This window comes from Lichenibacterium minor (assembly GCF_004137685.1).
In the GTDB taxonomy this organism is placed as follows: Bacteria; Pseudomonadota; Alphaproteobacteria; order Rhizobiales; family Beijerinckiaceae; genus Lichenihabitans; species Lichenihabitans minor.
Genome location: NZ_QYBB01000002.1, coordinates 338825 through 365200, shown reverse-complemented (window position 1 = coordinate 365200; position 26376 = coordinate 338825). Strand labels below are relative to the sequence as shown.

The 26376-nt window shown below is 70.9% G+C and carries 26 protein-coding genes; 9 read left to right on the top strand and 17 right to left on the bottom strand.

Annotated features, from left to right (window positions below; all coding sequences use genetic code 11):
• The first annotated feature begins 54 nt into the window (after positions 1-54).
• Complete coding sequence (locus D3273_RS03825; protein WP_129223641.1) at positions 55-792, top strand: GntR family transcriptional regulator; 738 nt, start codon at positions 55-57, stop codon at positions 790-792.
• Between the two features lie 24 nt (positions 793-816).
• Here D3273_RS03825 and D3273_RS03820 read toward each other — a convergent pair whose 3' ends face one another.
• The 6 genes from D3273_RS03820 to D3273_RS03795 form a co-directional block, all read right to left on the bottom strand.
• Positions 817-2220, bottom strand: coding sequence for an aspartate aminotransferase family protein (locus tag D3273_RS03820; protein ID WP_207210663.1), 1404 nt, complete (start codon positions 2218-2220; stop codon positions 817-819).
• A complete protein-coding gene (locus D3273_RS03815) occupies positions 2217-3674 on the bottom strand; it encodes a glycerate kinase type-2 family protein (RefSeq protein WP_129223640.1) in 1458 nt (485 codons plus the stop codon). Before D3273_RS03815 ends, D3273_RS03820 begins: the two co-directional genes overlap by 4 nt.
• 71 nt (positions 3675-3745) lie before the next feature.
• Positions 3746-4822, bottom strand: a complete 1077-nt coding sequence (locus tag D3273_RS03810) for an ABC transporter ATP-binding protein (protein ID WP_129223638.1) — start codon at positions 4820-4822, stop codon at positions 3746-3748.
• Between the two features lie 11 nt (positions 4823-4833).
• Positions 4834-5670, bottom strand: a complete 837-nt coding sequence (locus tag D3273_RS03805; protein WP_129223636.1) for a carbohydrate ABC transporter permease — start codon at positions 5668-5670, stop codon at positions 4834-4836.
• The gene (locus D3273_RS03800) at positions 5667-6596 is read right to left on the bottom strand and encodes a carbohydrate ABC transporter permease (protein WP_129223634.1); all 930 of its coding nucleotides are present in this window, start codon (positions 6594-6596) and stop codon (positions 5667-5669) included. Before D3273_RS03800 ends, D3273_RS03805 begins: the two co-directional genes overlap by 4 nt.
• Before the next feature lie 112 nt (positions 6597-6708).
• Entirely contained in the window at positions 6709-7968 is a 1260-nt protein-coding gene (locus D3273_RS03795; protein ID WP_129223632.1) for an ABC transporter substrate-binding protein, read from the bottom strand.
• A 185-nt stretch (positions 7969-8153) separates the two neighbouring features.
• Here D3273_RS03795 and D3273_RS03790 point away from each other — a divergent pair, with 185 nt between their 5' ends.
• The 4 genes from D3273_RS03790 (at position 8154) to D3273_RS03775 (ending at position 12156) form a co-directional block, all read left to right on the top strand.
• Positions 8154-10136 carry a glycoside hydrolase family 5 protein gene (locus D3273_RS03790; protein ID WP_129223630.1) on the top strand — a complete coding sequence of 661 codons (1983 nt, stop codon included), beginning with the start codon at positions 8154-8156 and terminating at the stop codon, positions 10134-10136.
• Positions 10137-10213: 77 nt separating this feature from the next.
• Entirely contained in the window at positions 10214-11389 is a 1176-nt protein-coding gene (locus D3273_RS03785) for an aminotransferase class I/II-fold pyridoxal phosphate-dependent enzyme (RefSeq protein WP_129223628.1), read from the top strand.
• Between the two features lie 122 nt (positions 11390-11511).
• Complete coding sequence (locus D3273_RS03780) at positions 11512-11778, top strand: hypothetical protein (protein ID WP_129223626.1); 267 nt, start codon at positions 11512-11514, stop codon at positions 11776-11778.
• Positions 11779-11817: 39 nt separating this feature from the next.
• Positions 11818-12156 carry a hypothetical protein gene (locus D3273_RS03775; protein ID WP_129223624.1) on the top strand — a complete coding sequence of 113 codons (339 nt, stop codon included), beginning with the start codon at positions 11818-11820 and terminating at the stop codon, positions 12154-12156.
• Positions 12157-12290: 134 nt separating this feature from the next.
• Here D3273_RS03775 and D3273_RS03770 read toward each other — a convergent pair whose 3' ends face one another.
• Positions 12291-12554, bottom strand: a complete 264-nt coding sequence (locus D3273_RS03770) for a hypothetical protein (protein ID WP_129223622.1) — start codon at positions 12552-12554, stop codon at positions 12291-12293.
• 432 nt (positions 12555-12986) lie between these two features.
• Between D3273_RS03770 and D3273_RS03765 the strand changes: the two genes are divergently transcribed.
• The gene (locus D3273_RS03765; RefSeq protein WP_129223620.1) at positions 12987-13376 is read left to right on the top strand and encodes a hypothetical protein; all 390 of its coding nucleotides are present in this window, start codon (positions 12987-12989) and stop codon (positions 13374-13376) included.
• Positions 13377-13410: 34 nt separating this feature from the next.
• On the opposite strand, the gene D3273_RS03760 is transcribed toward D3273_RS03765, so the two are convergent.
• Both D3273_RS03760 and D3273_RS03755 read right to left on the bottom strand, forming a co-directional pair.
• Complete coding sequence (locus tag D3273_RS03760; RefSeq protein ID WP_129223618.1) at positions 13411-14517, bottom strand: hypothetical protein; 1107 nt, start codon at positions 14515-14517, stop codon at positions 13411-13413.
• 7 nt (positions 14518-14524) lie between these two features.
• Entirely contained in the window at positions 14525-15283 is a 759-nt protein-coding gene (locus D3273_RS03755) for a FadR/GntR family transcriptional regulator (RefSeq protein ID WP_165359367.1), read from the bottom strand.
• A gap of 184 nt (positions 15284-15467) precedes the next feature.
• Between D3273_RS03755 and D3273_RS03750 the strand changes: the two genes are divergently transcribed.
• Both D3273_RS03750 and D3273_RS03745 read left to right on the top strand, forming a co-directional pair.
• The gene (locus D3273_RS03750) at positions 15468-16550 is read left to right on the top strand and encodes an HD domain-containing protein (RefSeq protein ID WP_129223614.1); all 1083 of its coding nucleotides are present in this window, start codon (positions 15468-15470) and stop codon (positions 16548-16550) included.
• Complete coding sequence (locus D3273_RS03745) at positions 16510-17463, top strand: hypothetical protein (RefSeq protein WP_129223612.1); 954 nt, start codon at positions 16510-16512, stop codon at positions 17461-17463. Before D3273_RS03750 ends, D3273_RS03745 begins: the two co-directional genes overlap by 41 nt.
• Positions 17464-17477: 14 nt before the next feature.
• Here D3273_RS03745 and D3273_RS03740 read toward each other — a convergent pair whose 3' ends face one another.
• From D3273_RS03740 to D3273_RS03705, 8 genes are all read right to left on the bottom strand, one after another.
• Complete coding sequence (locus D3273_RS03740; protein ID WP_129223610.1) at positions 17478-17909, bottom strand: DUF4142 domain-containing protein; 432 nt, start codon at positions 17907-17909, stop codon at positions 17478-17480.
• A gap of 46 nt (positions 17910-17955) precedes the next feature.
• Entirely contained in the window at positions 17956-18321 is a 366-nt protein-coding gene (locus D3273_RS03735) for a response regulator (RefSeq protein WP_165359366.1), read from the bottom strand.
• A 297-nt stretch (positions 18322-18618) separates the two neighbouring features.
• Positions 18619-19095, bottom strand: a complete 477-nt coding sequence (locus D3273_RS03730) for a hypothetical protein (RefSeq protein ID WP_129223606.1) — start codon at positions 19093-19095, stop codon at positions 18619-18621.
• A 441-nt stretch (positions 19096-19536) separates the two neighbouring features.
• On the bottom strand, positions 19537-20385 hold the full coding sequence (locus D3273_RS03725) for a fumarylacetoacetate hydrolase family protein (RefSeq protein WP_129223604.1): 849 nt from the start codon (positions 20383-20385) through the stop codon (positions 19537-19539).
• 72 nt (positions 20386-20457) lie between these two features.
• Positions 20458-21768: an MFS transporter gene (locus tag D3273_RS03720; RefSeq protein WP_129223602.1), complete on the bottom strand. Its 1311-nt coding sequence runs from the start codon at positions 21766-21768 to the stop codon at positions 20458-20460.
• 67 nt (positions 21769-21835) lie between these two features.
• On the bottom strand, positions 21836-23383 hold the full coding sequence (locus tag D3273_RS03715; protein WP_129223782.1) for a bifunctional 3-(3-hydroxy-phenyl)propionate/3-hydroxycinnamic acid hydroxylase: 1548 nt from the start codon (positions 23381-23383) through the stop codon (positions 21836-21838).
• A gap of 5 nt (positions 23384-23388) precedes the next feature.
• Positions 23389-24330, bottom strand: a complete 942-nt coding sequence (locus D3273_RS03710; protein ID WP_129223600.1) for a VOC family protein — start codon at positions 24328-24330, stop codon at positions 23389-23391.
• A complete protein-coding gene (locus D3273_RS03705; RefSeq protein WP_207210661.1) occupies positions 24327-25340 on the bottom strand; it encodes an amidohydrolase family protein in 1014 nt (337 codons plus the stop codon). Before D3273_RS03705 ends, D3273_RS03710 begins: the two co-directional genes overlap by 4 nt.
• Positions 25341-25545: 205 nt before the next feature.
• Here D3273_RS03705 and D3273_RS03700 point away from each other — a divergent pair, with 205 nt between their 5' ends.
• Positions 25546-26250: a GntR family transcriptional regulator gene (locus D3273_RS03700; protein WP_129223596.1), complete on the top strand. Its 705-nt coding sequence runs from the start codon at positions 25546-25548 to the stop codon at positions 26248-26250.
• Positions 26251-26376: the final 126 nt, after the last annotated feature.

Sequence of the window (26376 nt, the reverse complement as noted above, 5' to 3'; positions counted from 1 at the left end):
CGATATACCCCTCCGACGAGCCTTGCCGACGTGGCAAGGCCCGGGAGAACCACGATGAGCCGACTTGCGATCCCCCGCGTGGTCAAGATGCCGATCGAGGCCCAGGCCACCGACGCCCTGCGGGACTCCATCGTGGGCGGCGCCATCCAGGCCGGCCAGCGCATCACGGAAGTCGAGATTTCCGAGCAGATGAACCTGTCCCGCGCGACCGTGCGCAGCGCCCTCCACCAGCTGGCCAAGGAGGGCCTGCTGACCCTGGTGCCCTACACGGGATGGCGCGTCGTCCTGCTCAGCGCCGCCGACGTCTGGGAGCTCTACACGCTGCGGTCCGCCGTCGAGCGGCTGGCGGCCCAGCTGCTCGCGGCATCGATCGACGGCGCAGGGCGGGAACGGCTCGCCGGGGCTCTCGCGGCGCTGACGGAGGCCTGCGACGGGGCGGACGGGGCGCGCATCGCCGAAGCCGACTTCTCGCTCCACAAGACGATCATCGACCTGACGCGCCACGGCCGCCTCGCCGGCCAATACGGGCTGATCGAGCAGCAGATCCGCATGTGCATCCGGTCGAGCGACGCCCTCGTGGCGGGCGGGGACACGATCGTGGGTCAGCACAGGCCGATCGTCGAGGCCATCCTGGCGGGGGCGGTGGAGGAGGCCGGGCAGCTGTCGGAGGCCCACAACCTGACGGAAGGCCGCAAGCTGGCCGACCACCTGGGGAGCCTCGAAGCCCTGCAGCCGCCCCCTCCCGAGCCCGCGCCGGCCGGAAAGGCCCGCAGGCCGCGCCGGGCCGCCTGAAGACGGCCCGCCGCGGCGGGTCCCTCAGCGCCCGCCCGGCAGGTCGAGGAGGGTGGCTTCCAGCTCGCTCAGGAGCCGGTCCGCGTCGGCGCGGGAGAACACCAGCGGCGGGCGGATCTTGAGGGTGTTGGCGTGGAAGCCCGTCGCCGAGATCAGGACGCGGCGCTGCCTTAGCCCGTTGGTCACGGCGAGCGCGGTCGCGGAATCCGGCGCCTTGGTGCGGCGGTCGGTCACGAATTCCACGCCGATGTAGAGGCCCGCGCCGCGCACGTCGCCGATGCCCTCGAAACGCGTGGCGAGCTCGCGCAGGCCGGCGCGCAGCATGGCTCCGACCGCGGCGGCATTGGCCTGCAGCCCCTCGTCCCGGATCACGTCGAGGGTCGCCTGCGCGGCCGCGATGGCGACCGTGTTGCCGCCGAACGTGTTGAAATAGCGCAGGTCGGCGCCGAACCGGTCGACGAGGCGGGGTGCCAGCGCCAGCCCGGCGACCGGGTAGCCGTTGCCCATGGGCTTGCCCATCGTCACGATGTCGGGCGTGACGCCGTGGCGCTGGTAGCCCCAGAACCGGTCGCCGGAGCGCCCGAAGCCGGCCTGCACCTCGTCGGCGACGAACAGGCCCCCGGCCCTGCGGACCACCTCGGCCACCGGGGCGAGAAAGCCCGCCGGGTCGGCGTGGATGCCGTCCGAGGAGAACAGGGAATCGGCGTAGAAGGCCGCGAGGCCGCCGCCGTGCCGTTCGAGATCGTCGACCTGCTTCTGCACCTCGGCGGCGAGCCAGGACCCCAGCGTTTCGGGGGCGAGGCGGTAGGAATCGGGCGTCGGCACGCGCCGCACCCAGGGCCCGAGCGGGGACTTGGCGCCGAGGGAAGGCGAGAACCCGGCCGTGGCCAGCGAGTTGCCGTGATAGGCTTCCGACGTGACGATGACGCCGTCGCGCCCCGTGTGGTGGCGGGCGATGCGGAGCGCCAAGTCGTTGGCCTCCGATCCCGTGCAGGTGAACATCACATGCGCGATGTGATCCTCGAAGGTCGGCAGGATCGCGTCGGCATAGGCCAGGATGCCGTCCTGGATGTAGCGCGTGTGGGTGCACAGCGTCGCGAGCTGGCGATGGATGGCGTCGACCACCCGCGGATGGGCGTGCCCGACGGCCGGGACGTTGTTGTAGGCGTCGAGGTAGTCGCGCCCCGCGCCGTCGTAGAGCTTGGTCCCGGCGCCCCGCACCACCGCGACGGGGTCGGCGTACATCAGGCGATAGGCCGGCCCGAGCAGCGCCTGCCGGCGCATCACGGCCTGCCGCGTCCCCTCGTCGAGGGTGTCGAGCCTCGCCGGATCGAATCCGTTGACCATGGTGGGGGTGGTTCGGGTCGGGTTCATGCTTCTCTCGTCGGGGCGGAAGGGGGCTGGTCCGGAGGTCGGTCGGGTCGTCACGCCGGCCGCGGCCGCCCGACGAGCACAAGCTTCAGGTCGTTCACGTTGGTGCCGGTGTTTCCCGTCCTGATGACGTGGCCGGACCGTTCGAGGGCCGGCGCCACGTCGTGGTCGCGCAGGGCGGCGTGGAGGTCGATCCCGCGGCCCACGGCGGTCGCCACCGTCGATCCGTCGACGAGGCCCCCGGCATGCGGGGTCGGCCCGTCCGTGCCGTCGGTGTCGAGGCCGAGCGCGACGACGTCGTCGCAACCCTGGATCTCGAGGGCCGCCGCGGCGGCGAACTCCTGGTTCGGGCCGCCGAGCCCAGCGGCCCCCATGATGGTCACGGTGGTTTCGCCCCCGCCGATCAGCGCGCAGGGCATGGGCAGCGGGCGACCGCGCGCCAGGACCTCGCGGGCGATGGCGCCGAAGGTCCGGCCGAGCGCGCCGCTTTCGCCTTCGAACAGCGTCGACAGGATCAGCGGCGTGAAGCCGGCCCGCCTGGCCGCTTCCGCGGCCCCGACGCAGGCGGCGTCCGTGGTGACGAGCAGGAGGTCGTCGCGATCGATGTGGGCGAGGTCGTCCGCGGTGGCCGAGCGTCCGGACGCCGGCCCCGCCCGCAGGTGGCCGGTCACGGAGCGCGGCAGCCGGTCCCAGAGGCCGTATTTGTGGAGCGTCGCGCGGGCGTCCTCGAAGGTCGAGGTGTCGTGGACCGACGGGCAGGTGATGCAGTCGAGCCGTTCGCCGATCACGTCGGAAACGGTCAGGTTGACGAGCCGGACGCCAGCCGGGAGGCCCCGCACGAGGCGGCCGCCCTTCACGGTGCTGATGTGCTTCCGCACCGCGTTGATCTCGACGATGTTGGCGCCGCAGGTGAGGAGGGCGCGGTTCGCCTCGGCCTTGTCGTCGAGCGAGATGCCCGGCGCCGGCGCCACGAACAGCGACGACGAGCCGCCGGTGAAGCAGGCGATGACGAGGTCCCCGGCCCGGACCTCCTCCAGGAGGGCGACCGTGCGCGCCGCGGCCTCGCGCGACGCGGCCGTCGGCACCGGATGGTCGGCGACGATCATCTCGATGTGCCCGAGATGGCCCGCCTGACCGCGCTTGCAGACGACCAGCCCCTTGTGGATGCGGCGGCCCAGCACCGCATCGACGACCTCGGCGATCGGGAAGGTGGCCTTGCCGGCCCCGACGACGAACACGCGCCCCGTTCCGGCGAGGTCGTAGTTGCGGCTTCCGAGCCGCAGCCTGTCCCCGTCGAGCGCGATGGCGCGGCGGGCCGCCAGGGCGGGGCTGGCCGCCGCGATGCCGGCCTCGGCGATGTCGAGGGCGTGACGGCGCAGGACGGCGTTCCCGGTCGCGAGCAGTTCCGCCCGGTTGAGGATGGCGCCGGCCCCCGCAGGCCCCTCCCCGGACCCGATGGCTCCCCCGGCGGTCGCCGCCGCGGCACGACGGTCGATCGTTGCACTCGTCATCGCTGCTGATCTGTCCTTGGAAATTCGTCGTCGTGCGCCGGGCGGCGCGGCCCCCGCCGCCGGGCGCGGGGTCACGCCAGCGCGACGCGCCGGCCGTCCCCGTCGAACAGGTGGAGGCGCGCGGCGGGAAGCACGACCCTGACCTGCGGGCGATCCACCCCCGAAGTGTCGCCCTGGCGGAAGATCTTGAAGGGCAGGTCGTGCAGCCGCAGGTGCAGGATGAAGCCGAGTCCGGTCGGTTCGACGAGGTCCACCGTCACGGCCAGCCCGTCGCCGCCGGACGCGATGGCGACGTGTTCGGGGCGGACGCCGATGGTCACCCGCGTCCCGGTCGCGAGGGGCGGCCGCCCGGCCAGGGCCAGCCTCGTGCCGTCCGGCAGCATGACCGCCTTCCCGTCGCCCTCCGCCAGGTAGGTCGCGCTCAGGAAGTTCATCCCCGGCGAACCCATGAAGCCCGCGACGAAGAGGTTGGCCGGCGTGTGATAAAGCTCGAGCGGCGTGCCGACCTGCTGCACCCTGCCGCCCTGCAGGGCGACGATGCGGTCGGCCAGCGTCATGGCCTCGATCTGGTCATGGGTGACGTAGACCGAGGTGGCCTTCAGCTGCCCGTGGAGCCGCTTGATCTCCGAGCGCATCTGTTCGCGCAGGCGCGCATCGAGGTTCGACAGCGGTTCGTCGAAGAGGAAGGCCTTGGGCGAGCGGACGGTGGCGCGGCCCATGGCGACCCGCTGGCGCTGCCCGCCCGACAGGGCCTTCGGCCGCCTGTCCAGCAGGGCATCGAGCCCGAGCGTCCTCGCCGCCCCGCTCACCGCGGACGCGATCTTCTCCTTCGGCGTCCGGCGCAGCTTGAGGCCGTAACTCATGTTGTCGCGCACGCTCATGTGGGGGTAGAGCGCGTAGGACTGGAACACCATGGCGATGTCCCTGTCCTTGGGCGACAGATGGCCGACCGGCCGGCCGGCGATCCGGATCTCGCCTTCGGTGACGTCGTCGAGCCCGGCGATCATGCGCAGCAACGTCGACTTGCCGCAGCCGGAAGGCCCGACCAGGACGATGAACTCGCCGTCGTCGATCGTCAGGTCGACGTCGTGCAGCACGGCCACGTCGGCGTAGGACTTGCGGACGCGATCGATCACGATGGATGCCATGGCGAAGCCTTTCAGCCCTTGACCGCGCCGGCGGTGAGGCCCTGCACGAGGTAGCGTTGGATCAGCAGGAAGAAGAAGCCCGCCGGGACCAGCGCCATGACGGCGGCGGCCATCATCTGACCGAAGTCGACGGAGAACTTCGACACGAAGGTCAGCAGGCCGACCGGAAAGGTCGAGACCTGGTTGTCGGAGATGAGCATCAGGGCGAAGAGCAGTTCGCTCCAGGCGGCGGTGAACACGAAGCCGAGCGTCGCCGCGATGCCGGGGAGCGTCAGCGGCAGGACGATGTGGCGGAACGCCACGAAGCGCGTCGCGCCGTCGATCATGGCGGCTTCTTCGAGGTCCTTCGGGATCCCGTCGAAGAACGACTGCATGAGGAACGTGGCGAAGGGCACGTTGAAGGCCGTGTAGACGACGACGAGACCGAGAAGATTGTTGGTCAGCCCGACGGACGCCATCATCCTGAAGATCGGCGCGACGAGCATCGCCAGCGGGAACATCTGCGTGATCAGCATCAGGACCACGATGACGGCCTTGCCGCGGAAGCGGAAGCGCGACATGGCGTAGCCCGCCAGGGCCGCCAGGAGCGTGACGCAGACGGCCGTGCCTCCGGCGACGATCGAGCTGTTCCGGAAGAAGACCGGGAACTGGCTGTGGGTCAGCACATAGGCATAATGGTCGAGCGTCATGCGCGACGGCCACATCCGTATCCCTTCCGAGTAGAGCAGGATGTTGGGCGTGACGGAAACCTTGAGCAGCCAGAAGAGCGGGAACAGGGCGAAGGCCAGGTAGAGGGACAAGGCCGCGGCGCGGAGCCCCCCCTTCAGGCGTCGCGCGGAGGCGGTCATCGGTGATCCTTCAGGACGAGGCGGCGCAGCATCAGGATGGAGAGCGTATAGAGCGACAGCAGCGCGAGAAGGACGAGGGCGACGGCGGAAGCATAGCCGAAGTCGAGCTGCTTGAACGCTACGGTGAAGATGTAGCTCGACAGGATCTGCGTGTGGTCGGCCGGGCCGCCGTTGGTCATGACGACGATGAGATCGGCGAAATTGGCGATCCAGATGGTCCGCAGCAGGACAGTGGTGACGACAGTCGGCGCCAAGAAGGGGACGGTGATCGACCAGAACCTTTGCAGGGCCGAGGCGCCGTCGATGGCGGCGGCATCGTAAAGGTCGCGCGGGATGGACTGCAGCGCCGCCAGCAGGGTGATGGCGAAGAACGGGATGCCGCCCCACACGTTGGCGGCGATCGGCCCCCACATGGCGAGGGCGGGATCCGACAGGATGTTGGTCGGCGCGGACATCAGGCCGAGGGCCGTGAGCCACCCGGGGATGGGCCCCACGACGGGGTTGAACAGCCAGGCCCAGTTCAGTCCGACGAGGAAGGACGGGACGGCCCAGGGCAGGAAGACGAGCGCCTGGACAAGCCCGCGGCCCCGGAACGGCTTGTCGAGCAGGAGCGCCAGGACGAGGCCGAGCAGGAACTGCAGGACGACCGAGGCCGCCGTCCACCACAGCGTGTTGGCGAGCGCACCTCGGAACGCCTTGTCGCCCGCCATGTCCCGGAAATGATCGAGCCCGACATAGCCCCCGGACAGCGGATCGAGCAGCTGGACGTCCTGGAACGCGTAGGACACGCCGAGCGCGAGCGGCACGAGGATCAGCGCCACGATCAGGACGAGCGAAGGCGCCGTGTAGAGGTAGGGTTCGACGCGCTGGAACAGCCGCAGCGGCGGCTTTCGCGGCCCGCCGTGGGCGAGGAGGCTGGCGGTCATGCGAGGTCGGTCCCTCCTGCGTGAGAACGGGCGCCCGGGCACTCCGGGCACCGGCGCTGGACGGCGCGGGCGGTTCCCGCGCCGACGCGGGATCCCGCCCGTCCCGGCCCGCCTACTGGGCGGCCAGGAACTTCTTCTGTGCCTTCGTCATGTAGGTGGCCCAGGCGGTCGCGAGGGCGTCGGGCGTGATCTCGCCGAGCAGGGCCTGCTGTGAGGTCTTGATCGCCAGCGAGTCCTTGAAGAAGGCGAACTCCTGGAGGTAGGTCGGCATCTTGAGCGGCGTGACGTCCGGATCGGCCAGCTCGTCGAACCAGCCCTTGAACTGGGGCGAGGCGTAGAAGGGGTCCTTCTGGGCGGATTTCAGGACGGGCAGGGTCCCGACCCGCTTGTTCCACTCCATGTTGCCGGCCGGGCCCTCCAGCGTCGCCACCAGCTTCCAAGCCAGATCTTTCTGGTGGCTGGCCGACATGATCGACCACCCGACGTAGCCGATCGTCGGGAACGCCTTTCCGTCGGGGCCCTTGGGCATCGAGGTCACGCCGAAGTCGTCGGCCTTCATCCGCTCCGCGATGGCGATGAGGGCGTCCGGATCCTGGTCGAGCATGGCGCAGGTGCCCGAGTAGAAGCCGGCGACGACCTCGTTGAAGCCCCAGTTGACGCTGTCCTTGGGCACGAAACCCCTCTTGTAGAGGTCGACGACCCAGGTCAGCCCGCGCTTCCAGCCCGCGTCGTCCAGGGTGGACGTGCCGTCATCCTTGAATAAGGCCGGCGAGCCCGCCATCGAGGCGCCGAACATCATCCAGCCGTTCAGCCCCCCGGGGCCGCCGCGCAGGCAGTAGCCGCTCTTGCCGGGGATCTTCGCGATCTTCTCAGAGTCGATCGCGAAGTCCGCCATCGTCTTCGGCGGCTCCGCGATGCCGGCCTGCTCGAACAGCCGCTTGTTGTAGAACAATGCGCGGAGATACAGCCCGTAGGGAAGCGTATAGGCGGTCTTCTTCACGTCGCGGCCCAGCGCCAGGGCGCGGTCCGTCAGGTCCGGCGTTTCGCTCCACGTCGCCAGGTAGGGTTCGAGGCTCTCCAGCCTGCCGGTGTTGGCGTAGAGCGAGAGCCAGTTGTCCGGCATCTCGACCACGTCGGGAGTGTCGCCGGCGGACACCATGGTGGCGAACTTCTGAAAGGCCTCGCCCCAGGGGAGCGAAACGATGTCCACGGTCGTCCCCGGATTGGCGGCTTCGAACTTCGCCACGATGGACTTCAGCGTGACGGTGCGCTCCGGGCTGGTGATCACCTCGACCAGCTTCAGCCTGGTGTCGGCGAGGGCGCTGCCGGCCAGGAGCCCCAGCATGGCGGCGGCGGTGACGACTCTCCTCATTCCATTCCCCTTCGCGCGTTGCGAGGCACCCGACCGCAGCCCGAACGGGGACCGGTCGCCGCATCCTCAGAAGATTGCCGACAATAGTCAATCGCCCATTTCTGTTGTGAGGGCCCTCAGTTCGCGGTAGCACGGGGGTGCCGGCCGCGCAGGACGACGGCGCATCATCCCGAAACAGGTGATCCATGCCACTGCAGCCGCTCACGGTTCACGGCACCTCCTTTCGAGACGGCTTCGGCCGGGACGTCATGCTCCGGGGGGTCAATCTCGGCGGGGACTGCAAGCTTCCCTACCCCCACGGGGGGACGAACTTCCCGTCCGACTTCGCGGACCACCGCAGCGTCAGCTTCATCGGCCGGCCCTTCCCCCTCGACGAGGCGGACGAGCACCTGTCGCGGCTGCGCCATTGGGGGTTCAACGTCCTCCGCCTGCTGACCACCTGGGAAGCGATCGAACATGCGGGCCCCGGGCGGCGCGACGAGGCCTATCTCGACTACCTCGCCGAGATCTGCCGGAAGGCGGGCGACTACGGCCTCTACGTCTTCATCGACCCGCACGAGGACGCCTGGAGCCGGATGACCGGCGGCAGCGGCGCGCCGGGCTGGACCTTCGAAGCGGTCGGGCTGGACTTCACCCGCTTCCACGCCGCCGGCCTGTCGCATGTGATGCAGTCGAAATACGACTATGCCCGCGGCGGCCGCCAGGACGGCTACCCCCAGATGACCTGGGGGTCGAACCACCGCCTGTCCCCCGGCGCGATCATGTGGACCCTGTTCTTCACGGGGAAGACCTTCACGCCGGATTTCACCATCGACGGCGTGAACGTCCAGGACTACCTGCAGTCCCATTACCTGGGGTCGCTGCGGGCCGTGGCGGAGCGCGTCCGCGCGCTGCCGAACGTCCTCGGCTTCGACACGCTGAACGAGCCGGTCCCCGGCTTCGTCGGGCGGCCGCTGTCCTATCGCCATCTCGGGCCGACGGACACCCAGCCGAGCAACCCGCGGCTCGGCCTGGCGATGTCGCCGCTGGACAGTTTGGCGGCGGCCCGCGGCCTTCCCGTCTCCGTCCCCCGCATCCTGCGCGACCCGCGAACCGGGGCCTTCTCGATCGGTCCCGACGAGGTCGTCAACCCCGACGGCGTTTCGATCTGGCTCGAGGGCCGCGCCTGCCCGTTCGAGGAGGCGGGCGCCTATCGGCTGCGCGGCACGCGGGTGGAGCCCCTGGACGAGCGGTTCTTCCAGGTTCGGGACGGCCGGCGGCGCGATGCGGCCGGCGACGCCTACGGCCCCTTCTTCCGCGCGGTCGCCGCCACCGTGCGGGAGGTCAACCCGGACTGGCTGATCTTCGCCGAGATCGAGCCCTACAGCGCCTTCGTGGGCGGTCCCTTCCCGGACGCCATGCCGGCCGGGTCCGTCAACGCCAGCCACTGGTACGACAGCTCGACGCTGTACACGAAGACCTTCGATGCCGAGCAGGCCTTCGACTTCAACACCGGCCGCACCCTCCACGGCCGCGAAGCCATCAAGGCCAGCTACGTGAAGCAGCTGCGCGATGTCGCCGCCCTGGCGAACAGCTTCACCCCGGAGGGCGCCCCCACCCTGATCGGCGAGTTCGGCATCCCCTTCGACCTCGACGAGGGGGCCGCCTACGCGGCCTGGCGCGACGGCGACCGCGGCGACCGGCCGTGGCGCCCCCACGTCGACGCCCTCACCCTCATGTACGAGGCCTTCGACGAACTGAAGCTCCACGCGACGCTGTGGAACTACACGGCGAGCAACCGGAACGACCTGGCAGTCGGCGACGGCTGGAACCAGGAGGACCTGTCGATCTTCTCCCGCGACCAGCAGGACCCCGACGCGGATGCGCCGTCGGGCGGCCGCGCCGTCGCGGGGTTCTGCCGCCCCTTCGTCAGATTCGCGCAGGGCCGGCTGATCGAGATGAGCTTCGACGCGCGGTCCTGCCGGCTGCGGGTCGAGATCGACGTCGACGGGACGATCGACGCCGATTCGGAGATCTACCTGCCGCGCCTGCACTTCGGGCCGGAGCCGACGATCGAGGTCACGGCGGGGCGCGCCGTGGTCCAACGCGACGCTTCCCGCCAATGCGCCCTCGTGCGCGGGGAAGGTGGGCGGCTCCGCATCACCGTCCAGGGGCCTGGGACGCGGTGAGCGCGCCCGGCAGGCGCCCCCGCACCGGCTGACGCGGCCCGGCGCATCGCCGGCGGAAACACCGAGGAACCATCATCATGACCGTTTCGCCCGACCGTCGCTTCGCGGAAGCGGAGCGCATCGTCGCTCACGACGGCGTCCACGCCTTCGAGGCCGTGGTCCCCCCGATCGCACAAACGTCGCTGTTCACCTTCGCCGACACGGCCGCCATGGTGGACGTCTACGCGGGGCGGGTGCGTCGCGACGTGTATTCCCGCACCACCAACCCCACGGTGGCCCTGTTCGAGAGCAAGATGGCGGCGCTCGAAGGCGCCGACGACGCCATCGGCTTCCCGAGCGGCATGGCGGCGATCTCGGGCAGCGTGCTGGCCTTCGTGACGCCCGGGGATCGCATCCTGTGCGTCCGCCACGTTTACCCGGACGCCTACCGGCTCTTCGAGACCCTGATGAAGCGGCTCGGCGTGACGGTCGCCTACGTCGACGGCTGCGACCTCGCCGCGGTGGAAGCGGCGCTGCCCGGCGCCAAGCTCCTGTACCTCGAAAGCCCGACCAGCTGGACCATGGAGGCTCACGACGTCGGCGCGCTGGCCCGGCTCGCGCGGCGCCACGGCGCGATGAGCATGATCGACAATTCCTGGGCCACCCCGGTCTTCCAGCGCCCGCTGTCGCTCGGCGTCGATCTGGTGCTGCATTCGGCGTCGAAATACATCGGCGGCCATTCCGACGTCGTGGCGGGTGTGGCGGCAGGGCGCGACGAACTCGTCGCCCACATCCGCCGGACGATCTGCCCCTACATCGGCGCCAAGCTCGCACCCTTCGAAGCCTGGCTGCTGCTCCGCGGGCTTCGGACGCTGCCGGCCCGCCTGCGTCTCCACGAGGAAGCCGCGCTGACGCTGGCGGGACGGCTCGCCGAAGCGCCGGGCGTCACCGCGGTGCACCATCCGGCGCTCGCCGGGCCGCTTCCCCCGGGCCTCGCCGGCACGAGCGGGCTCTTCTCGATCGTGGTCGACGAGACGATCGACATCCCGGCGTTCTGCGACGGCTTGCGGCTGTTCAAGCTCGGGGTGAGCTGGGGTGGGCACGAGAGCCTCGTCGTGCCGGCATTGGTCACCCACGTCCAGGCCGCCGGCCCGAACTCCGCCCTCGACTTCGGCGTGCCCGAGCGGATGGTCCGGCTGCACGCCGGGCTCGAAGGCACGGAAGCGCTCTGGGCCGATCTCGCCCAGGCGCTCGCGGCCGCGGCTCGCCCCTGACGCCACGCCCGGGGGAGGACGGGCGCCCGAACGGCAGGGGCCGGGGGCCTGCCCGGGCCCCCGCTCGCCCGCGCTGGAACACCCCTTGCGACCAAGGCCGCGGGATCGCGGGGGCCGGGTCGATGTGGAACAGGGTTGTCTCGCTCTTCGACGTCGTGGCCGGCCGCATGATCGCCGGTGTCCTGAACCTGTCGTCGGCCCATCCGGTCGCCATGGTCCTCATCCTGGCGGTGCTGGCCGCGCTGGTCTGCACGACATGGCTCGACCTGATCGGCGTCCGCTTCGACGCGCCGTGGTGGCGCCCGGAGCAGGCCGGGGATCCGGGGCGGGCGCGTCGTGGCGCAACGGCGGAGGGGCCGGATTCGACCGCCACGCCACCGGCGCGATAGGACGGTGCGGGCGCGAGGGGCGCGCCGGGAGGCTTCGACTTGGACCGACAGCACGTCAGGGCGGTGTATCGCTGGACCGATGGCGAGGACACGACGATCACCTTCGATCTCGCGCTGTCGGGGGACCGGGTCGTCGACCGGGCGACCTTCTTCGGCTTCACGGGTCAGATGCCGTCGTCGTTCTACCCCTTCGTGCTGCTGGCCGACGGCCGCATCGATTTCGGCTCCGATTACGCCGACGAGGAGGTCCGCTTCATCTCCACCGACATCCGCGACCGCCCGGTTCGCCTCGGCGAACTGATGACGACGCGGGAGAAGGGCGACGACGGCCGCTTCACAGGCTGGACGTACCGCTGCATCCGGCTCGACCCGGTGTGATCGCGCCGCCCGCGAGCGCGGCCCTGACCCGCCCCCGGACGCCTTCGAGGCGGGGTGAAGACGGCGGCACGGCACGGGCCGGCCGAACGTCGAAGCCGGACGGCCCGATCGCACACCCTCCGCCGCAAAGCCCTTCAGGGCCGCGTCGTCGAACATCCCCGGCGGTTCTGCGCCCCGAGGCGGACATGGTCATGGTCGACCCAGCACGGGCGGGACGTCGTCAGGAAGGTCCGGTTGGCCGGCGTCTCGTACCAATCGTACCAGAGGGCCCCGTCGCTATCCTGGCGGACCAGCACGACCGGATCGGAACTGGCAGTCGCGCGTGCGACGGAAGCGACGCCGAGCAAGGATGCGCCCATCAGGCCGGCGAACACGAAGGCCCGTGTGGATCTCGTCATGCGCACCTCTCCGAAGGGACGGACACGGCTCGGCAATGGGGGATCGTGCTGAAAGTTTCATGACGTTCCGCCGCGATCGCGGACACCGCGTGTCGACGGACGGCGAGGCGAGGACGCCGGCCAGGCCTGCCCACCCCGCTTCGCGTCGTCCGTCGCCGCCGAACGAGAAGGGCCGCTCGGCCTTCCGGCGAAGGGCCCCGATCGTGGGACGATGCGGCATCCGGCTGAATGGGCCGGGGCCGTATCGCAAGCCCGCGCGGCGCTCGAGCGAAGCCGGCTTCCGCGCTGCGAAGCCATCTCGCGGGAGCCGGATGAGACGCCCGCGGGCGCGGCGCCCGTCTTTCACGGCATTCATCTCAAATCCGCATGATGATCGTCGCGAGACCTTAGAACGTCATAGCCCTCAATCGCGTCGTCGAGGGAGGATCCGGTTTGGCGAGATATGTCCATGGAAGCGCGCCGGGCGTCGCGGTCGGGCCGGTCGACGGGACCCGCGCCGTGCTGCACCGCTACGAGGTCGTCGGCGACGCGCTCGTGCGGCGGCGCATCGCCGACCGGCGCCCGTTCGTCGACGGCGAGGTCCGCCTGATCGACGTGCTGATCAACGAGGACGAGGCCGGCCGTTCCATCAACATGGTGCGCGGCATCCTGGTGAACGAGCGGGACCTCGCCCGGCGGGACCCTCCCGCGGGCCCGACCGCTTGGCGCGAGTTCGCCGTCGGCGCCGACATGCTGCTGGCGATCGGCGAGGACCTCCGCATCGGGCCTCGCGGCCGCCCGGCCCTGCGCCTGGCGACGCGCGACGGCCTGCGCGTCGGCTGACCGCCCTGCCCCGCGCGCCCCGCCCGGATCCCGGTCACTCGCCCGGCGTGCCGATGCGGGCGACCTGCGCGGCGCGTTCCCGCGCGAGGCGGGCCGAAAGGGCATCCGCGGGCAGGGCCGGAAAGCGCACCCGGGCGAAGGCCAGCCAGGCGTCGCGGTAGCGTGCCCAGGCGCGCGCGCCCGCGGCGAGCCCCGCCGGGGTGACGGCCGGAGCCCGCGTCGGCCGCCCGGCTGCGACGCGGGGCGGCTCCGGCGTGCGGGCCGCGAGCGCCCGGGACGCGGCATCCAGCGCAGCTTCGCCGGAGCGGGCCTCCGCGGCACCGGCCGGCGCGACCCGGCCGGCTTCGGCGTCGTCGAGCAGGGCCGCGAAGGCGCGCTCCTGCCCCTCCTCGGCCCGCACCGCCGCGGTTTCCCGGTCGGCGCCGGACGGGTCGGCTTCGCCCTGCCCGCGCGCGTCGACGAACGCGGCTTCCGCCCGTTTCAGGGGCGCGAAGGCGGCGCGGTCCGCAGCGCTCCAGCGGGCGGACAGCGCCGCGAAGGCCCGCGCCCGGTCGGACCGGGCGACGAGCTGGCCGTGGTCGGCGCAGGTGCCGCGCATCGGCCCCGTCGCGGCGTCGTCGCAGAGGCTGAAATCCGTGCCGGTCCACCCATCGGCCCGCAGCCGGGCGAGGTGGCGCACGCGGGCGTCGACCTCGGCCGGAGCGCCCCCGGCGCGGCAGGCCAGCGCCGTCGCGACGTCGAGGTTCCGCGCCACCCCGAGCCCGTCGGCGTAGACGGTCATCAGGGTGCGGTCGCCCGTGAAGCCGAAATCCGTCACCTGCGGGTCGGCGGTCCTGGTTTCCACCCACGCGCAGAGCCGCGCCGCCCTCGGGTCGGCGGGGACGCCGATGCCGAAGAGCAGCGCTTCGGAGGAGCAGTCGGCGAGCGACGCCGCTTCGGCCGGCGTCGGCGCGTCGGCGGCGGGCGGCGCCACGCCGACCAGCTTGCGGCACAGCGCGCGCGACGCCGCATAGGCGGGGTCCCGGGCCGAAGCCGGGTCGTCGGCCCAGTCGCGCGTCCCGGCCCGGGCGGAACCGGCCGCGCAGGCGGCGAGCGCCAGCAGTGCCACGGCGGACCGGTGGACGGGGAAACGCGCCCTCACGGCGGGCTCATACGGCTTCGAGGTCGCGCTCGGTGTTGTCGAGCACGGCGTTCATGGCGGCGCGGGCGGCGGCACCGTCGCGCCGGCGCAGGGCTTCGAGCACGGCGCGGTGGGTCGCGACCGATCGGGCCTTGTCGTCGGTGACGCTGTTGGTGGCACGCAGCGAGGCCCGGAGCGCCGCCGCGATCGAGGCGACGAGCCCCCCCAGGACCACGTTGCGGGACGCCGCGATGATGCCGCCGTGGAAGGCGAGGTCGGCCTCGCAGCAGGCTTCGAGGTCGTGCGGCGCCGCTTCCGCCATGGCGTCGAGCGAGCGCGCGATGGCGTCGAGGTCGGCGTCCGTGGCGCGGACCGCGGCGAGCTCGGCCGCGGCGGGCTCGATGATGCGCCGCGTTTCCAGCAGCCCCGCCATCAGCGGCCGGTCGTGGAACACGTCCGGGTGCCAGGCGAGCAGGTCCGGGTCGAGCATGTGCCAGTCGGCACGGGGGCGGATGCGGGCGCCGACGCGCTGGCGGCTCTCGATCAGCCCCTTGGCGGCCAGCGTCTTCACGGCTTCGCGCACGGACGATCGGCTGACGTCGAACCGCGCCGCCAGCAGGTCCTCGTTGGGCAGGGCATCGCCCGGCGCGAGCTGGCCTCCCAGCACCTCGCGGGCGAGCGTGCCCACGATCTGGCCGTGGATCCGGGCACCGGACGGCCTGGTCGCGCCGATCGGACTCTCGGCGGCATGCACCGCAGCGGGGCGGCATGTGACAACGGGTTTCATTTTCGACTCCCGCAGGTGTTCTGACCATTTCGTCCCGGGAGTGCAAGCGCGTCGCCCGCCCCCATGCAACGATCCGCGCGACCGGGACTTTTCCCCAGGCGTCCGCCGGGCCGGACCACTGGCAGCCACCCGCGCGTTCCGGTAGGACGGCGCGTCGACCGGACGATGGGGAAGGCTCCGCAGCGTGACAGCAGAGTTGAGCGGCCGGCCGCATTTCAATTTCAAGGCGCCGCTCGACGCCGAAGCGGCGGCCGATCCCCTCCTGTCCCGGCTGATCGGCACGCCCGCCTTCGCGCGGCTGAGCAACGTGCGCTTCCTCGGCGGCATCGACTATGCCCGCATCCCGGCGCCGAACGGCCGGCCCGGCAGCCGGCGCTACACCCGCTACCAGCACAGCCTGGGCGTGGCGCGCCTGGCGCTGCTCTACGCGGACCTGCGCGACCTGCCGCCCGACGAGCGCCGGCTGATCGGTGCCGCGGCGCTGCTGCACGACATCGGCCACGCGCCGCTGTCGCATTCGCTGGAGCCGGTCTTCAAGGAAGCCTTCGGCATCGACCACCACCTCGCGACGGCGGACGTCCTGTTCGGCCGGGTGCCGCTCGGGGCGGAAGTCCACGCCCTCCTGCGCGACGCCGAGGTGGACGTGGAGCGCCTCGCCGCCGTGATCGAGGGGCGCGAGGAGGGCCACGACGGCTTCTTCGGCGGCCCGATCAATTTCGACACGATCGAGGGCATCCTGCGCTCGCACACCTACGAGAAGCCGGCGCCGCGCCTGAGCCCCGAAACCGTCACGGTGGCGGCGACGCGCCGCCGCGACGCCGCCGACCGCGACACGGTGGACGAGTTCTGGCGCTGCAAGGACATGGTCTACGGCAACATCATCAACTGCGAGAAGGGCATGCTGGCCGACGCCGTGTGCCAGGACGCCATGCGGCGGCAGATCGGGCGCTTCACCCGCGCCGACTACCTGTCCACGGAGCGCCGGCTCTTCTCCAAGCTGCCGGAGCTGCGGGCGCTGCTCACCGCCCCGCAATTCGAGCGGGAAGCGCGCCGGGCCCTCACGGCGCCGCTGCGCGCCCGCACGCGGCGCTTCTTCACCGACCCGACCATCGACTTCTTCGCGCGCGACGACAGGGCCCGCTACCGCCAGAAGCGCTCCGAGCGCATCCTGGAGGTGCGCGAGCTGACGGACGAGCGGATCGAGGAGCTGCGACAGGACCTGTTCAATGACGCACGCCGCGATCGCGAAGGCCCGGACCTATTCTGACCGCAAGCTGCGCGGTCTCCAGGACCTCGTGCGCGGCGCCGTGCCGGCCGACGCCGTGGTGGTGGCCTGCGGCTCCTTCGCGCGCCGGGAAGCCTGCGCGTCCTCCGACCTCGATTATTTCGTGATCCGCCTCGGGGGCGACGGGGACGGCCAAGGCCCGGGCGACACCGAGCCCGCCTGGGTCGAGCCGCTCGCCGCGGCGCTGAAGGAGGTCGTCCCCATCGAGCCCGCGCGGGGCGGCCCCTTCACGGCGGTGGAGCGGTTGAGCGACATGGTGCGCAATATGGGCGGCCAGGACGACACCAACCAGCGCCTGACCCGGCGCATGCTGTTCCTGCTGGAAGGCGAGCCGCTGAGCGAGCGCGAGGGCTTCGGCTTCGCCCGCCGCGCCCTGCTCGACCGCTACATCGCCCCCCGGGTCGGCGACGGCATGCTGCCGCTGTTCCTGTTGAACGACCTCATCCGCTATTACCGCACCATCGCGGTCGACTACGAGTACAAGACCGGCGAGGCCGACAAGCCCTGGGGCCTGCGCAACCTGAAGCTCGTGTTCTCGCGCAAGCTCCTGTACGCGAGCGGGCTCTTCGCGCTCGGCGCCGCGCGGGACGGGGACGCCGCCGCCAAGGTGGAGCGGCTCGAAGCGCTGCTGGGGCTGACGCCGCTCGACCGCATGGCGGAAATCTGCGGCGCGGCCGCGGTCGGCCCGATCCTCGACAGCTACGACCATTTCCTCGACCGCCTCGCCAGGCCCGGCGTGCGGCGGAGGCTCGAGCGCCTGACGCGGCGCGAGCGCGACGACCCCGTGTTCCGCGACCTCAAGGACGCCGGCTACGGCTTCACCCGCGAACTCGCGGCGCTGTTCGAAACCACCTTCGACCACGACCACCCGATCCGGCGGGCCATCGTGTTCTGAGGGCCGGGAGCGCCCTACTCCAGTTCAAGCGTCCTGGCGTCGGGCTCGCCGCTGTGGCGTCGCACGACGTCGTGGGTCGCGGCCGCGAAGCTCTTCAGCGCGGGGTCGCCGCCCTGCTTCGCCTCCTTCAGGAAGGCGGCGCCGTCGCCGGCGTGGATCTCCTTCATGTCGGCGACATAGGCCCTGTCGAACCGCTCGCCCTTGAACGCGCTGATCTCGGCCAGGCGGGCCTTGACCTCGGCGTTCAGCTCGCTCGGGAGCGGGACGCCGGCGCTGTCGGCCGCGGCCTCGAGCGCCTGCGCGACCGGCATGTGGTCGTGCGCCTCCGTGTTGCCCTGGTCGAGGATGTCCTGGTCGCGGATGTCGTGATCGCGGATGTCCTGGGCGGCGCCCTGCTGCTCGGCGAGCTGGCCGAGTTCGACCTCGTACAGGCCGCCCTGGGACACCTCGGCGGCGGCCTCCCTGCCCTGCTGGGACGGGGCCCCGCGCCGCTCAGCCGGCTCCCGCCCCGCCCTGCAGCGCGGTGAGGACGTCGAGCGCCCGCCAGGGCTTGGGCAGGAAGGCGACGGACGGGATCAGCAGGCTGTCGGGCCGGTCGAGGCCCGAGGTCACCAGCACCAGCATCTCGGGCCAGGAGATCGACAGGCGCACCGCGAGGTCGAAGCCGTCGAGCCGCCCGGGCACCTGCACGTCGGTCAGCACGGCCGACACCGCGCCCGCGCGCCGCTCGATGAAGGCCAGCGCCTCGTCGGCCGTCTCGAAATCCGCGACGTCGAGCCCCGCGGCGTCGAGGACGGCGACGGCATGGCTCCGCAGGAGCGGGTCGTCCTCGACCACCACGACACAACGTTTCGGCACTGCAACCTCCAAACGAACCGAGCCTCAACCGCCGGATCTGCAAGGCTGTTCCGCTGAAAAGAACGATTTGTCGAGCCCGCAGGCGGGGGAGATTCCTTCGCGAATCCAGCAGGGGCATTTGGACAGATCGGATAGGCTCTCCCTCTGGCCCGGCCGTCGTTCACCCCCGCCTTGGCACTGGCGATTGTGCCCCGGACAACAAAAAAGCTCCTTCACGGGAGCTTGGTCAAGCACTGTGGGAAGGTTGGCGTCGATCTATTCCGTTCGGTCAGCCGACGATCCGTCAGACCGTCGACGTCAAGGCCTGCCGCGACCATCGCTTGACCTCGGCCGTCGTCCTCGGGTCGACGCGGTCGGATCCGAGGCCCGTTCAATGTGCGTCGCCACGCAACCGACGACCTCCGATCGTCGATACAGCGTGAAGGGATTGCGACGCGTGTCGCGCACCGGCCTCACCCCAGCTTCGGCAAGGCGCTTGCGGGCGGTCGATGGCGGGCATCGCCTTGTCCTCGCCACCTCTCCCCGCGCTTCTCCGCGGAAGACAGGCTCGACGCCCATGGCCTCGAGGAGCGAACGCAGCAGCGCGGTCGGCCTCGTCGTCTCGCGGGCCAGATGATCGAGCGACGCCAGCCGGTCGACGTCAGCCGCGGATACGGCCCGCACCTGCCTGCCGTCGAGTGGGACATGCGTCCTGACCGCCGCGACTGCGCCCCCGTCGACCAAGGCGTTGATGACGTCCTCGCCGACGCCGATCCGCCGCTTGGCGTCGGCCACCGACAGGAGCCGCCTTTCGACGGCGTCTGTCCCGATCTCGGGCGGACTGCTGTTCTTCGTGGCGTGGATCGACCGGGTGAACGTCGGCTTCGGGGGCCTGCTCCTGGCCAACCCCCTGTCGGACCGGTCCGGCCGCCAGCAGTCCTACCTCGTCGGGCTGTCGCTGACTGGCGGGACCGCGCTCGCGGCGAGCGGCTTCACCGCGTCGCTTCCGCTTGCCCTCGCCCTGATCTGCGTCAGCGCCTTCGGGATCTGGGCGCGCAGGCGGGATCGGGGAGCCGAAATTCCCGGAACGTCCCATCACGCGGATCGAGCCGCCCGATCCGGCCCGGCCCCGACTGGCAGAACTGAACGGCACCGTCCGGCCCGTTGGCGACGATGCAGGGCCGGCTGCCGGCCGTCGGGATTGCGTGCTCGCTGATGATCGACCGGGGCGACACGTCACGCTTCCTGCGTCACGGGGTTGCGCAGGAGGCCGACGCCGCCGATCTCGACCTCGACCGCATCGCCGGGCTTGAGCCAAAGCGGCGGCTTGCGCTTGGCGCCGACGCCACCGGGCGTGCCGCTGGCGATGACATCGCCCGGCTCCAGACGTGTGAACTTGGACAGGTACTCGATCTGGGTCGGGATATCGAAGATCATCTGGGACAGCAGGGCGTCCTGCACCACCTCGCCGTTGACCCGCGTCTGCAGGCGCTGGGGGCCGATCTCGCCCATCTCGTCGGGCGTCACCATCCAGGGGCCGAAGCCGCCCGTGCCGGGGAAGTTCTTGCCCGGCGTGAACTGATGCGTGTGCCGCTGGAAGTCGCGCACGCTCCCGTCGTTGTAGCAGCTGTAGCCCGCGATGTGGCCCCAGGCGTCCGCTTTGGAAATGTAGCGCCCGGCCTTGCCGATCACGATGGCGAGTTCGCCCTCGAAGTCGAGGTCGGTCGACACCTTCGGCCTCACGAGGCCGGCGCCGTGGCCGATCTGCGAGTTGGCGAAGCGGGTGAAAACGGTCGGGTTCTCGACCTCGGTGCGGCCGGTTTCCTGGCGGTGCATCTCGTAGTTCAGGCCGATGCACAGGATCTTGTCGGGGTTGGGGATCACCGGCAGCCATTCGACCGCGGAAATGGGGATGCGGCGCGCCTGCCCCCGTGCGTCGTGGACGACCGAAAGGGCATCCGCTGCGATCGCCGATTTGAGATCGGGATAACGGTCGGCCACCACGCACCCGACGTCGACGACCTCATCGCCCTTGACCAAACCCCAGCTCTGACCGTCGGCGGTCCGGAACGTCGCGAATTTCATGATCTTCTCTCCAGATGACGGGCTTCCACCCGTCGATGTTTCATCCGCGGAGCCGCCCCGCGGACTCCGAGTTCAGGCAGCCGGCACCAGGGCCGGTTCCGTCCCGCGCTCCCGGGCGAAGCGAGCGATGGTCCGGTCGGGATGCATCAGCGCGAAGGCCGCGATCGCCCCCACGATCAGGATGCCGGCGGTGAACAGCATGGCGTGGGCGTAGCCGAGCGGCGCATCCGCTCCCGCGCCGCCCACGATCCACCCCGTGACGGCGTTCGACGCCAGGGCCGAGACCGCATTGGCCGAATAGATCACGACGATGAGGCGACCCCGCTGGGTGGGCGCGACGGTGCCGAGGGTGACCGGCCCGTAGATGGTGGTGAGGCTCGGTGCCGCGAAGGCGACAGCGACGAGGGCGATCTGCAACGGGCCCGAGAGCGCGACAGATCCCGCGAGCGACAGGCCGGCGACCAGGAGCGCGAGCCCCGATGAGACCCCGAGCGATGCGCGGCGGCTCCAGCCCGTCCGCAGCATGCGCTGCGCCACCCAGGAACCCAGGAGGAGCAGCGGGGACTGGAACACGTAGATGGAGGAGATGATCCAGCCGACGTCGGCCTGACGGTAGCCGAGCCCCTGCTGGAGGAATGGCGGCAGCCACGTCGCCGACATGCCGACGATCCAATAGGACATGGTCGACATGAGGATGACCCCCACCACGGTCGGGTCGAGCCACAGCCGCCGGACCGGGATGGGTGCGGCGGGCGGCGCCTCGTGCGAGGCCGCGTTGCCGATCGCGTAGGGGCCGTCGCCGCCGACCAGGAGCCAGGCTGCGATCCAGGCGCAGCCGAGCAGCCCACAAGCCAGAAAGCCGGCGCGCCATCCGTAGCGAAGGATCACGACCGTCAGCAGGGGGCCGCCGGCCAGCAACCCGACACTGATCCCTTGCAGGATGACGGCGCTCGGAACGCTCCGCTTTTCGGTCGGGAACCAGTCGTAGCAGGCGTGGAGGGCGGTCGGCAGGCCCGGCCCCTCGCCGAGCCCGAGCAGGATCCGGCAGACGACGAGCACGGTCACCGATTCTGTGAAGTAGATGGGGATCTGGGTGGCGGACCAGATCAGCGCCAGTACGATGATGAGCCACTTCACCGGGACACGGCCGATCACGAAAAGGCCGACAAGGACGCCGGACAACGAGAACAGGAGGAAGAAGCTGCTGCCGATCAGGCCGAACTGCCCCGGCGTGAGCGACAGGTCCCGCATCATGGGGACGGCGGACAGGCCGAACACCAGTTTGTCGAAGAAGTTCAGGGTTTGGAACAGGAAGAGCATGGCCAGGACCGCGTAGGTCCGGCCCGGGCCGGCTTCGGCGTTTCGGGATCGATCGGTGGACATGTGGGCGTTTCTCCTCAGGGCGGATCGCGATCCGGCGGCTTGGGCCGCTCTCGTTCGCTGGCAAGGTTCAGCGGAGCCGGTCGTCGAGCTCCCGTGCGAGGGCGGCGAGGTCGGCATCCGTGCGGGCAGTGCCGAAGACGTAGTGGTCCGGCCGCACCAGGGCGGCGCGGCACCCATGGCGGTCGAACCAACCGGCCACGATGCCGTCACGCTCGACGAAGGCGTCGGCATCGTCGACCGCCGGGCCGACCGCGATCCGCGTGACATCGGTGGGGAGCCCGTGCGGGGAGGCCGGCGGATCGCGCGCGTCGACCACCAACCGCCAGCCTGCGCCCGCCGCCGCGTCGAGCAGACGCGGCTCCTCGGCCCCCGCGACCCAAGGTTGGGGAAACAGCGTGCCACAGGCGGGACTTCCGCTTCGTGTCAGAAGGCCCGTCGTCAGCGGCGGCACGATCTCCTGCCGGGTGATGGTGCGCGGCGTTCCCCCACCCTCCGCCAGGATGCGCGCGTCGCGCAGGCGCGCCGCCTCGGGGTCCCGCTCGCAGATGACGTGTCCGATCGCCTTGATGCGGCCCGTCAACTCGCGGACGTGCGCGGCCCGCTCCTCGCCGTAGGTGTCGAGCAGCGCTGGGGCGGAGCGTCCGTCCAGCACCCGCTCGAGCTTCCAAATGAGGTTCGTCACGTCGCGCAGGCCCTGGCACATGCCCTGGCCGATGAAGGGCGGCTGCTGATGGGCGGCGTCGCCGGCCAGGAAGACTCGGCCGCGGCGCCAGTCCCGCGCCACGAGGGCGTGGAACCGGTAGCTTGCCGAGCGCCATAGCGTTCCGTCCTCCGGCGTCAGCCAGCGCCCGAGCAGGCGCCACACCTGCTCGGGCCGCTCCATCTCGCGCGGGTCCTCGCCGGGCAGCAGCATGATCTCCCAGCGGCGATGATTTTTCGGCCCGACGATGAAGGTCGTTGGCCGGGCCGGGTCGCAGAACTGCGCGGCCGTCTCGGGCAGCTTGCCGAGCGCCGCATCGTCGACCAGGACGTCGATCACCAGCCAGGGTTCGTCGAAGACGAGGTCGTCGAGCGCGAGGCCAAGCGCTTGGCGCACGCCGCTGGACGCGCCGTCGCAGGCGATGACGTAGTCGGCCGCGACGGTGCGGGCGACCCCGCCCGGCCCGGCGAGGTGCAGCGTGACCCGCTCGTCGTTCTGCGCGAGAGAGACGAGCTCCGTCCCGAGCGCGACCTCGACGCTCGGGTAGGAGCCGGCATGCTCGCGGAGCGCCGCCTCGACGGGCGGCTGCGAGAACACCATCGTGGGCGTGTAGCCCTGGGGATATGGCTCGGGCACCATGTCGATGCGCCGGATCAGCTGGCCTTCGGCACCGAAATGCTGCGAGGCCGGGAAAGGGGCGACGTGGGGCAGGACGCGGCCGGCGACCCCGAGGTTGTCGAGGTGGCGCAGAATCTCGTGATCGATGGCGATGGCGCGCGGCCGGTCGTAGACTTCCGTCTGCCGGTCCACCGCGAGCGTGCGGATGCCGCGGGCGCCGAGCAGCGAGGCTGCGACGGCGCCGGAGGGGCCGAAGCCGATGATCGCCACGGCGACATTGTCGGGTGTTCCTGTCATCTCGCTCACGCGTCCGTTCTCCCAGGCGGCGGGACACCGCGACCGAAGGGGATGGCTAGCTGGGCCGCCTTGACGTGGTCGGGTTTCGGGGGTGCGATGCCCCAGTGGTCGGTGCGCCCCGGCGGCCAGATCCATTCGGACGGCCCCCTGACGCGGTAACCGTCGTCGACTTGCAGGACCTCGGCCGTATATTCGACGACGACCCCGGTCGGATCGACGAAATAAGCGAAAACGTTGTCGCCGGGCCCGTGCCGCCCGACGCCCCACCCGATGGGGATGCCGTGGTCGACGAGGCGTCCCGCGCCCCTCATCACCGATTCGAGGTCGGGCATCAGGAAGGCGATGTGGTTCAGCCCATCGACGGGGGCTTCCGCCAGCACCACGGCGTGGTGGTCGGCGTTGGTGCGCAGGAAGGCCATCATCTTGGAGCGGTCGGTCAGGCGGAAGCCGAAAGCGGCCTCGTAGAAGCGCGCCAGGGCGTCGACGTCCCGGCTGTTGATGTTGACGTGGGCGAGACGGCTCGGAACCGGCCGCCCGACCGGATCCCGGGGCGCCTCCGCCCGGCGGCGGTCGCCGTGGACGACGCGGATCGTGGAGCCCTGTGGCTCCCGGAGCACCAGCGCCGTGCCGCCGTCCGGCCCCCTGTTCGGCCCCGGCGCCTGCAGGACCGTCGCGCCTGCCGCGACGGCGGCCCCGGCGATCGGGGCGAGGTCGGCCGCCTCCGCGGCCCGGAACGTCATCGACAGGAGGGCCGGCCGCTCGCCGGGATGGAGGGCGAGGACGTGGTGGTCCGCGCCGCTGGCCGCGAGCAGGACGGGGCCGCCGTCCGCGCGTTCCACGATGTCCAGGCCCCAGGTGTCGCGGTAGAAGGCTTCGGAACGGGTGAGGTCGGGCGTCGCGATGTCGACGCTGCGCAGCGCCGCCACGGGAAAGCGCTTCGGGGTCATGCGGGACTCCGGCCGAGGAAGCGGGCTGCGTTGTCGACGAGCAGCCGGCGGCGGGCCTCGGGGTCGGCGACCGCCGCCTCGATCCGTCCGACCGGGTTCCGCTCGTGAAAGTTGAAAGGGTAGTCGGTCCCGACCATCAGCTGCGTGTCGCCGAACAGGTCGACGAGGTGGCGCAGCGTGGGGGCGTCGTAGACGAGCGCGTCGTAGAATAGGCGTCGCGCCTGGCGGGTCGGGGACTCGCGGAGGGTGTCCGCGATGTCCGGAAAGGTCCGCCACCCCTCTTCCAGCCGGGGCAGCAGCAGGCCGAGCGTGCCGCCGCCGTGGCTGAAGGCGATGCGCAGGCGTGGATGCCGCAAAAGAAGGTTCGACGTGATCGCCGAGGCGGCGGCGAGCCCCACATCCGTCGGGTAGGCCAGGACCTGCTGAAGCTGCTTCGGCCCGACGAGGCGATCCATGCCGGTCGGGCGCAGCGCGTGGACGAAGACCGCGGCGCCGAGCGCTTCGGCGGCTTCGAAGAACGGCTCGAACTCGGGAGCTCCGATCGGCCGCCCCTCGATGTTGCTGCCGATCTCGACGCCGGCGAAGCCGAGTTCCCCGACGCAGCGGTGGAGTTCACGGATCGCGGCCTCGAGGTCCTGCATCGGCACCGCGCCGAGGCCGGCGAAACGGCCGCCGCCCTGCACCACCATCTCGGCGATCTGGTCGTTGATGTAGCGGAGCAGCTGCGTGGCAGGCCCCGGCTCCATCCAGGTCGAGAGCAGTTCGGGCATGGGCGAGAGGACCTGTAGGCCGACCCCCATGGTGTCCATGTCGGCGATCCGCTTCGGACCGTCCCAGCAGCGGTCCGAGACCGTCCTGTAAATCCGTCCGGAGACGACGACGCTGCGGTGGCAGGCCTGCGCCGGCGCCATCGAGGGCCAGTCGGCCGGTGCGAGGCCCCCGAGGTAGGATGGCAGCTCGGCCGGGACCACGTGGGCATGCACGTCGCAGATGCAGGACGGCCGGGACATCATCGCGTTCCGTCCCGTCGCCGAGGCTCGAGATCACCCCGCCCGCCTTGCGTGCTCGGCCGCATCATGGCCTCGCCCTCCCCTTCCCCGCGGCGTCGTCGCACCGCTGATCGAAATTGCACGATCACCGGTTTTTGGCAACAATTTATAAATTCTGTTGCGAGACCGGATCGCGCGTAGGATGAGGCGAGAAAGGATCAGGGGTATGAACGCCGAAACGCCGATCGCTGAACGTCCCTCGACGGTGCCTGTCACGCAGGCCAGCAACGTCTACGACCGCCTGCGCCAAGACTTGCTCGCCGGCCGCCTCCTGCCCGGCCGCAAATTGCCGATGCGTTTCCTGACCGAGACTTACGCGACCGGCCAGACGCCGATCCGCGAAGCCTTGAACAGGCTCACGGCGGACGGCCTCGTGGAGTGCCGCGAGCAGCGCGGTTTCGCCGTGGCGAGCATCGGCCAGATCGAGCTCATCGAGCTGACCCGAACGCGGTGCTGGGTGGAAGAGCTCGCGATCCGCCAAGCCATCGCTGCCGCGACACCGGAGTGGGAGGAGCATCTCGTGCTCGCGCATCACCGCCTCTCCCGCACGTCTCGCTCTCTCAGCTCCCACCAGTTCGAGGACAACCCGGAGTGGGAAAGGCTGCATCGGGCCTTCCATCGGGTCATGCTGTCGCAATGCGGCTCCCGCCCCCTGATCCGCTTCTGCGAAGACCTTGCCGACCAGCTCTATCGCTATCGAATGCTGTCGATCCGCAAGGCGTTCTCTTCTCGACACGTCGGTGACGAGCATCGGTCGATATTGGATGCGATGCTTCTCGGCGACGCGGATCTGACGTCGTCGCTGCTCACGGCCCACTACCAGCGCACGGCGGACGTCATCCTCGGCGATCCGGACATCTTCAACATCTGAAGCTCGTCCCCTCGGGGCGGCCCGAGTCCTTGACTTCCGTGAGAGGATCTCTCCGGTGTCGGATGTCCCGTCCGCTTTGGGCGAAACTCGACTGACGGTTCGGCGCCCGGGATGGGCTGGCAGCGG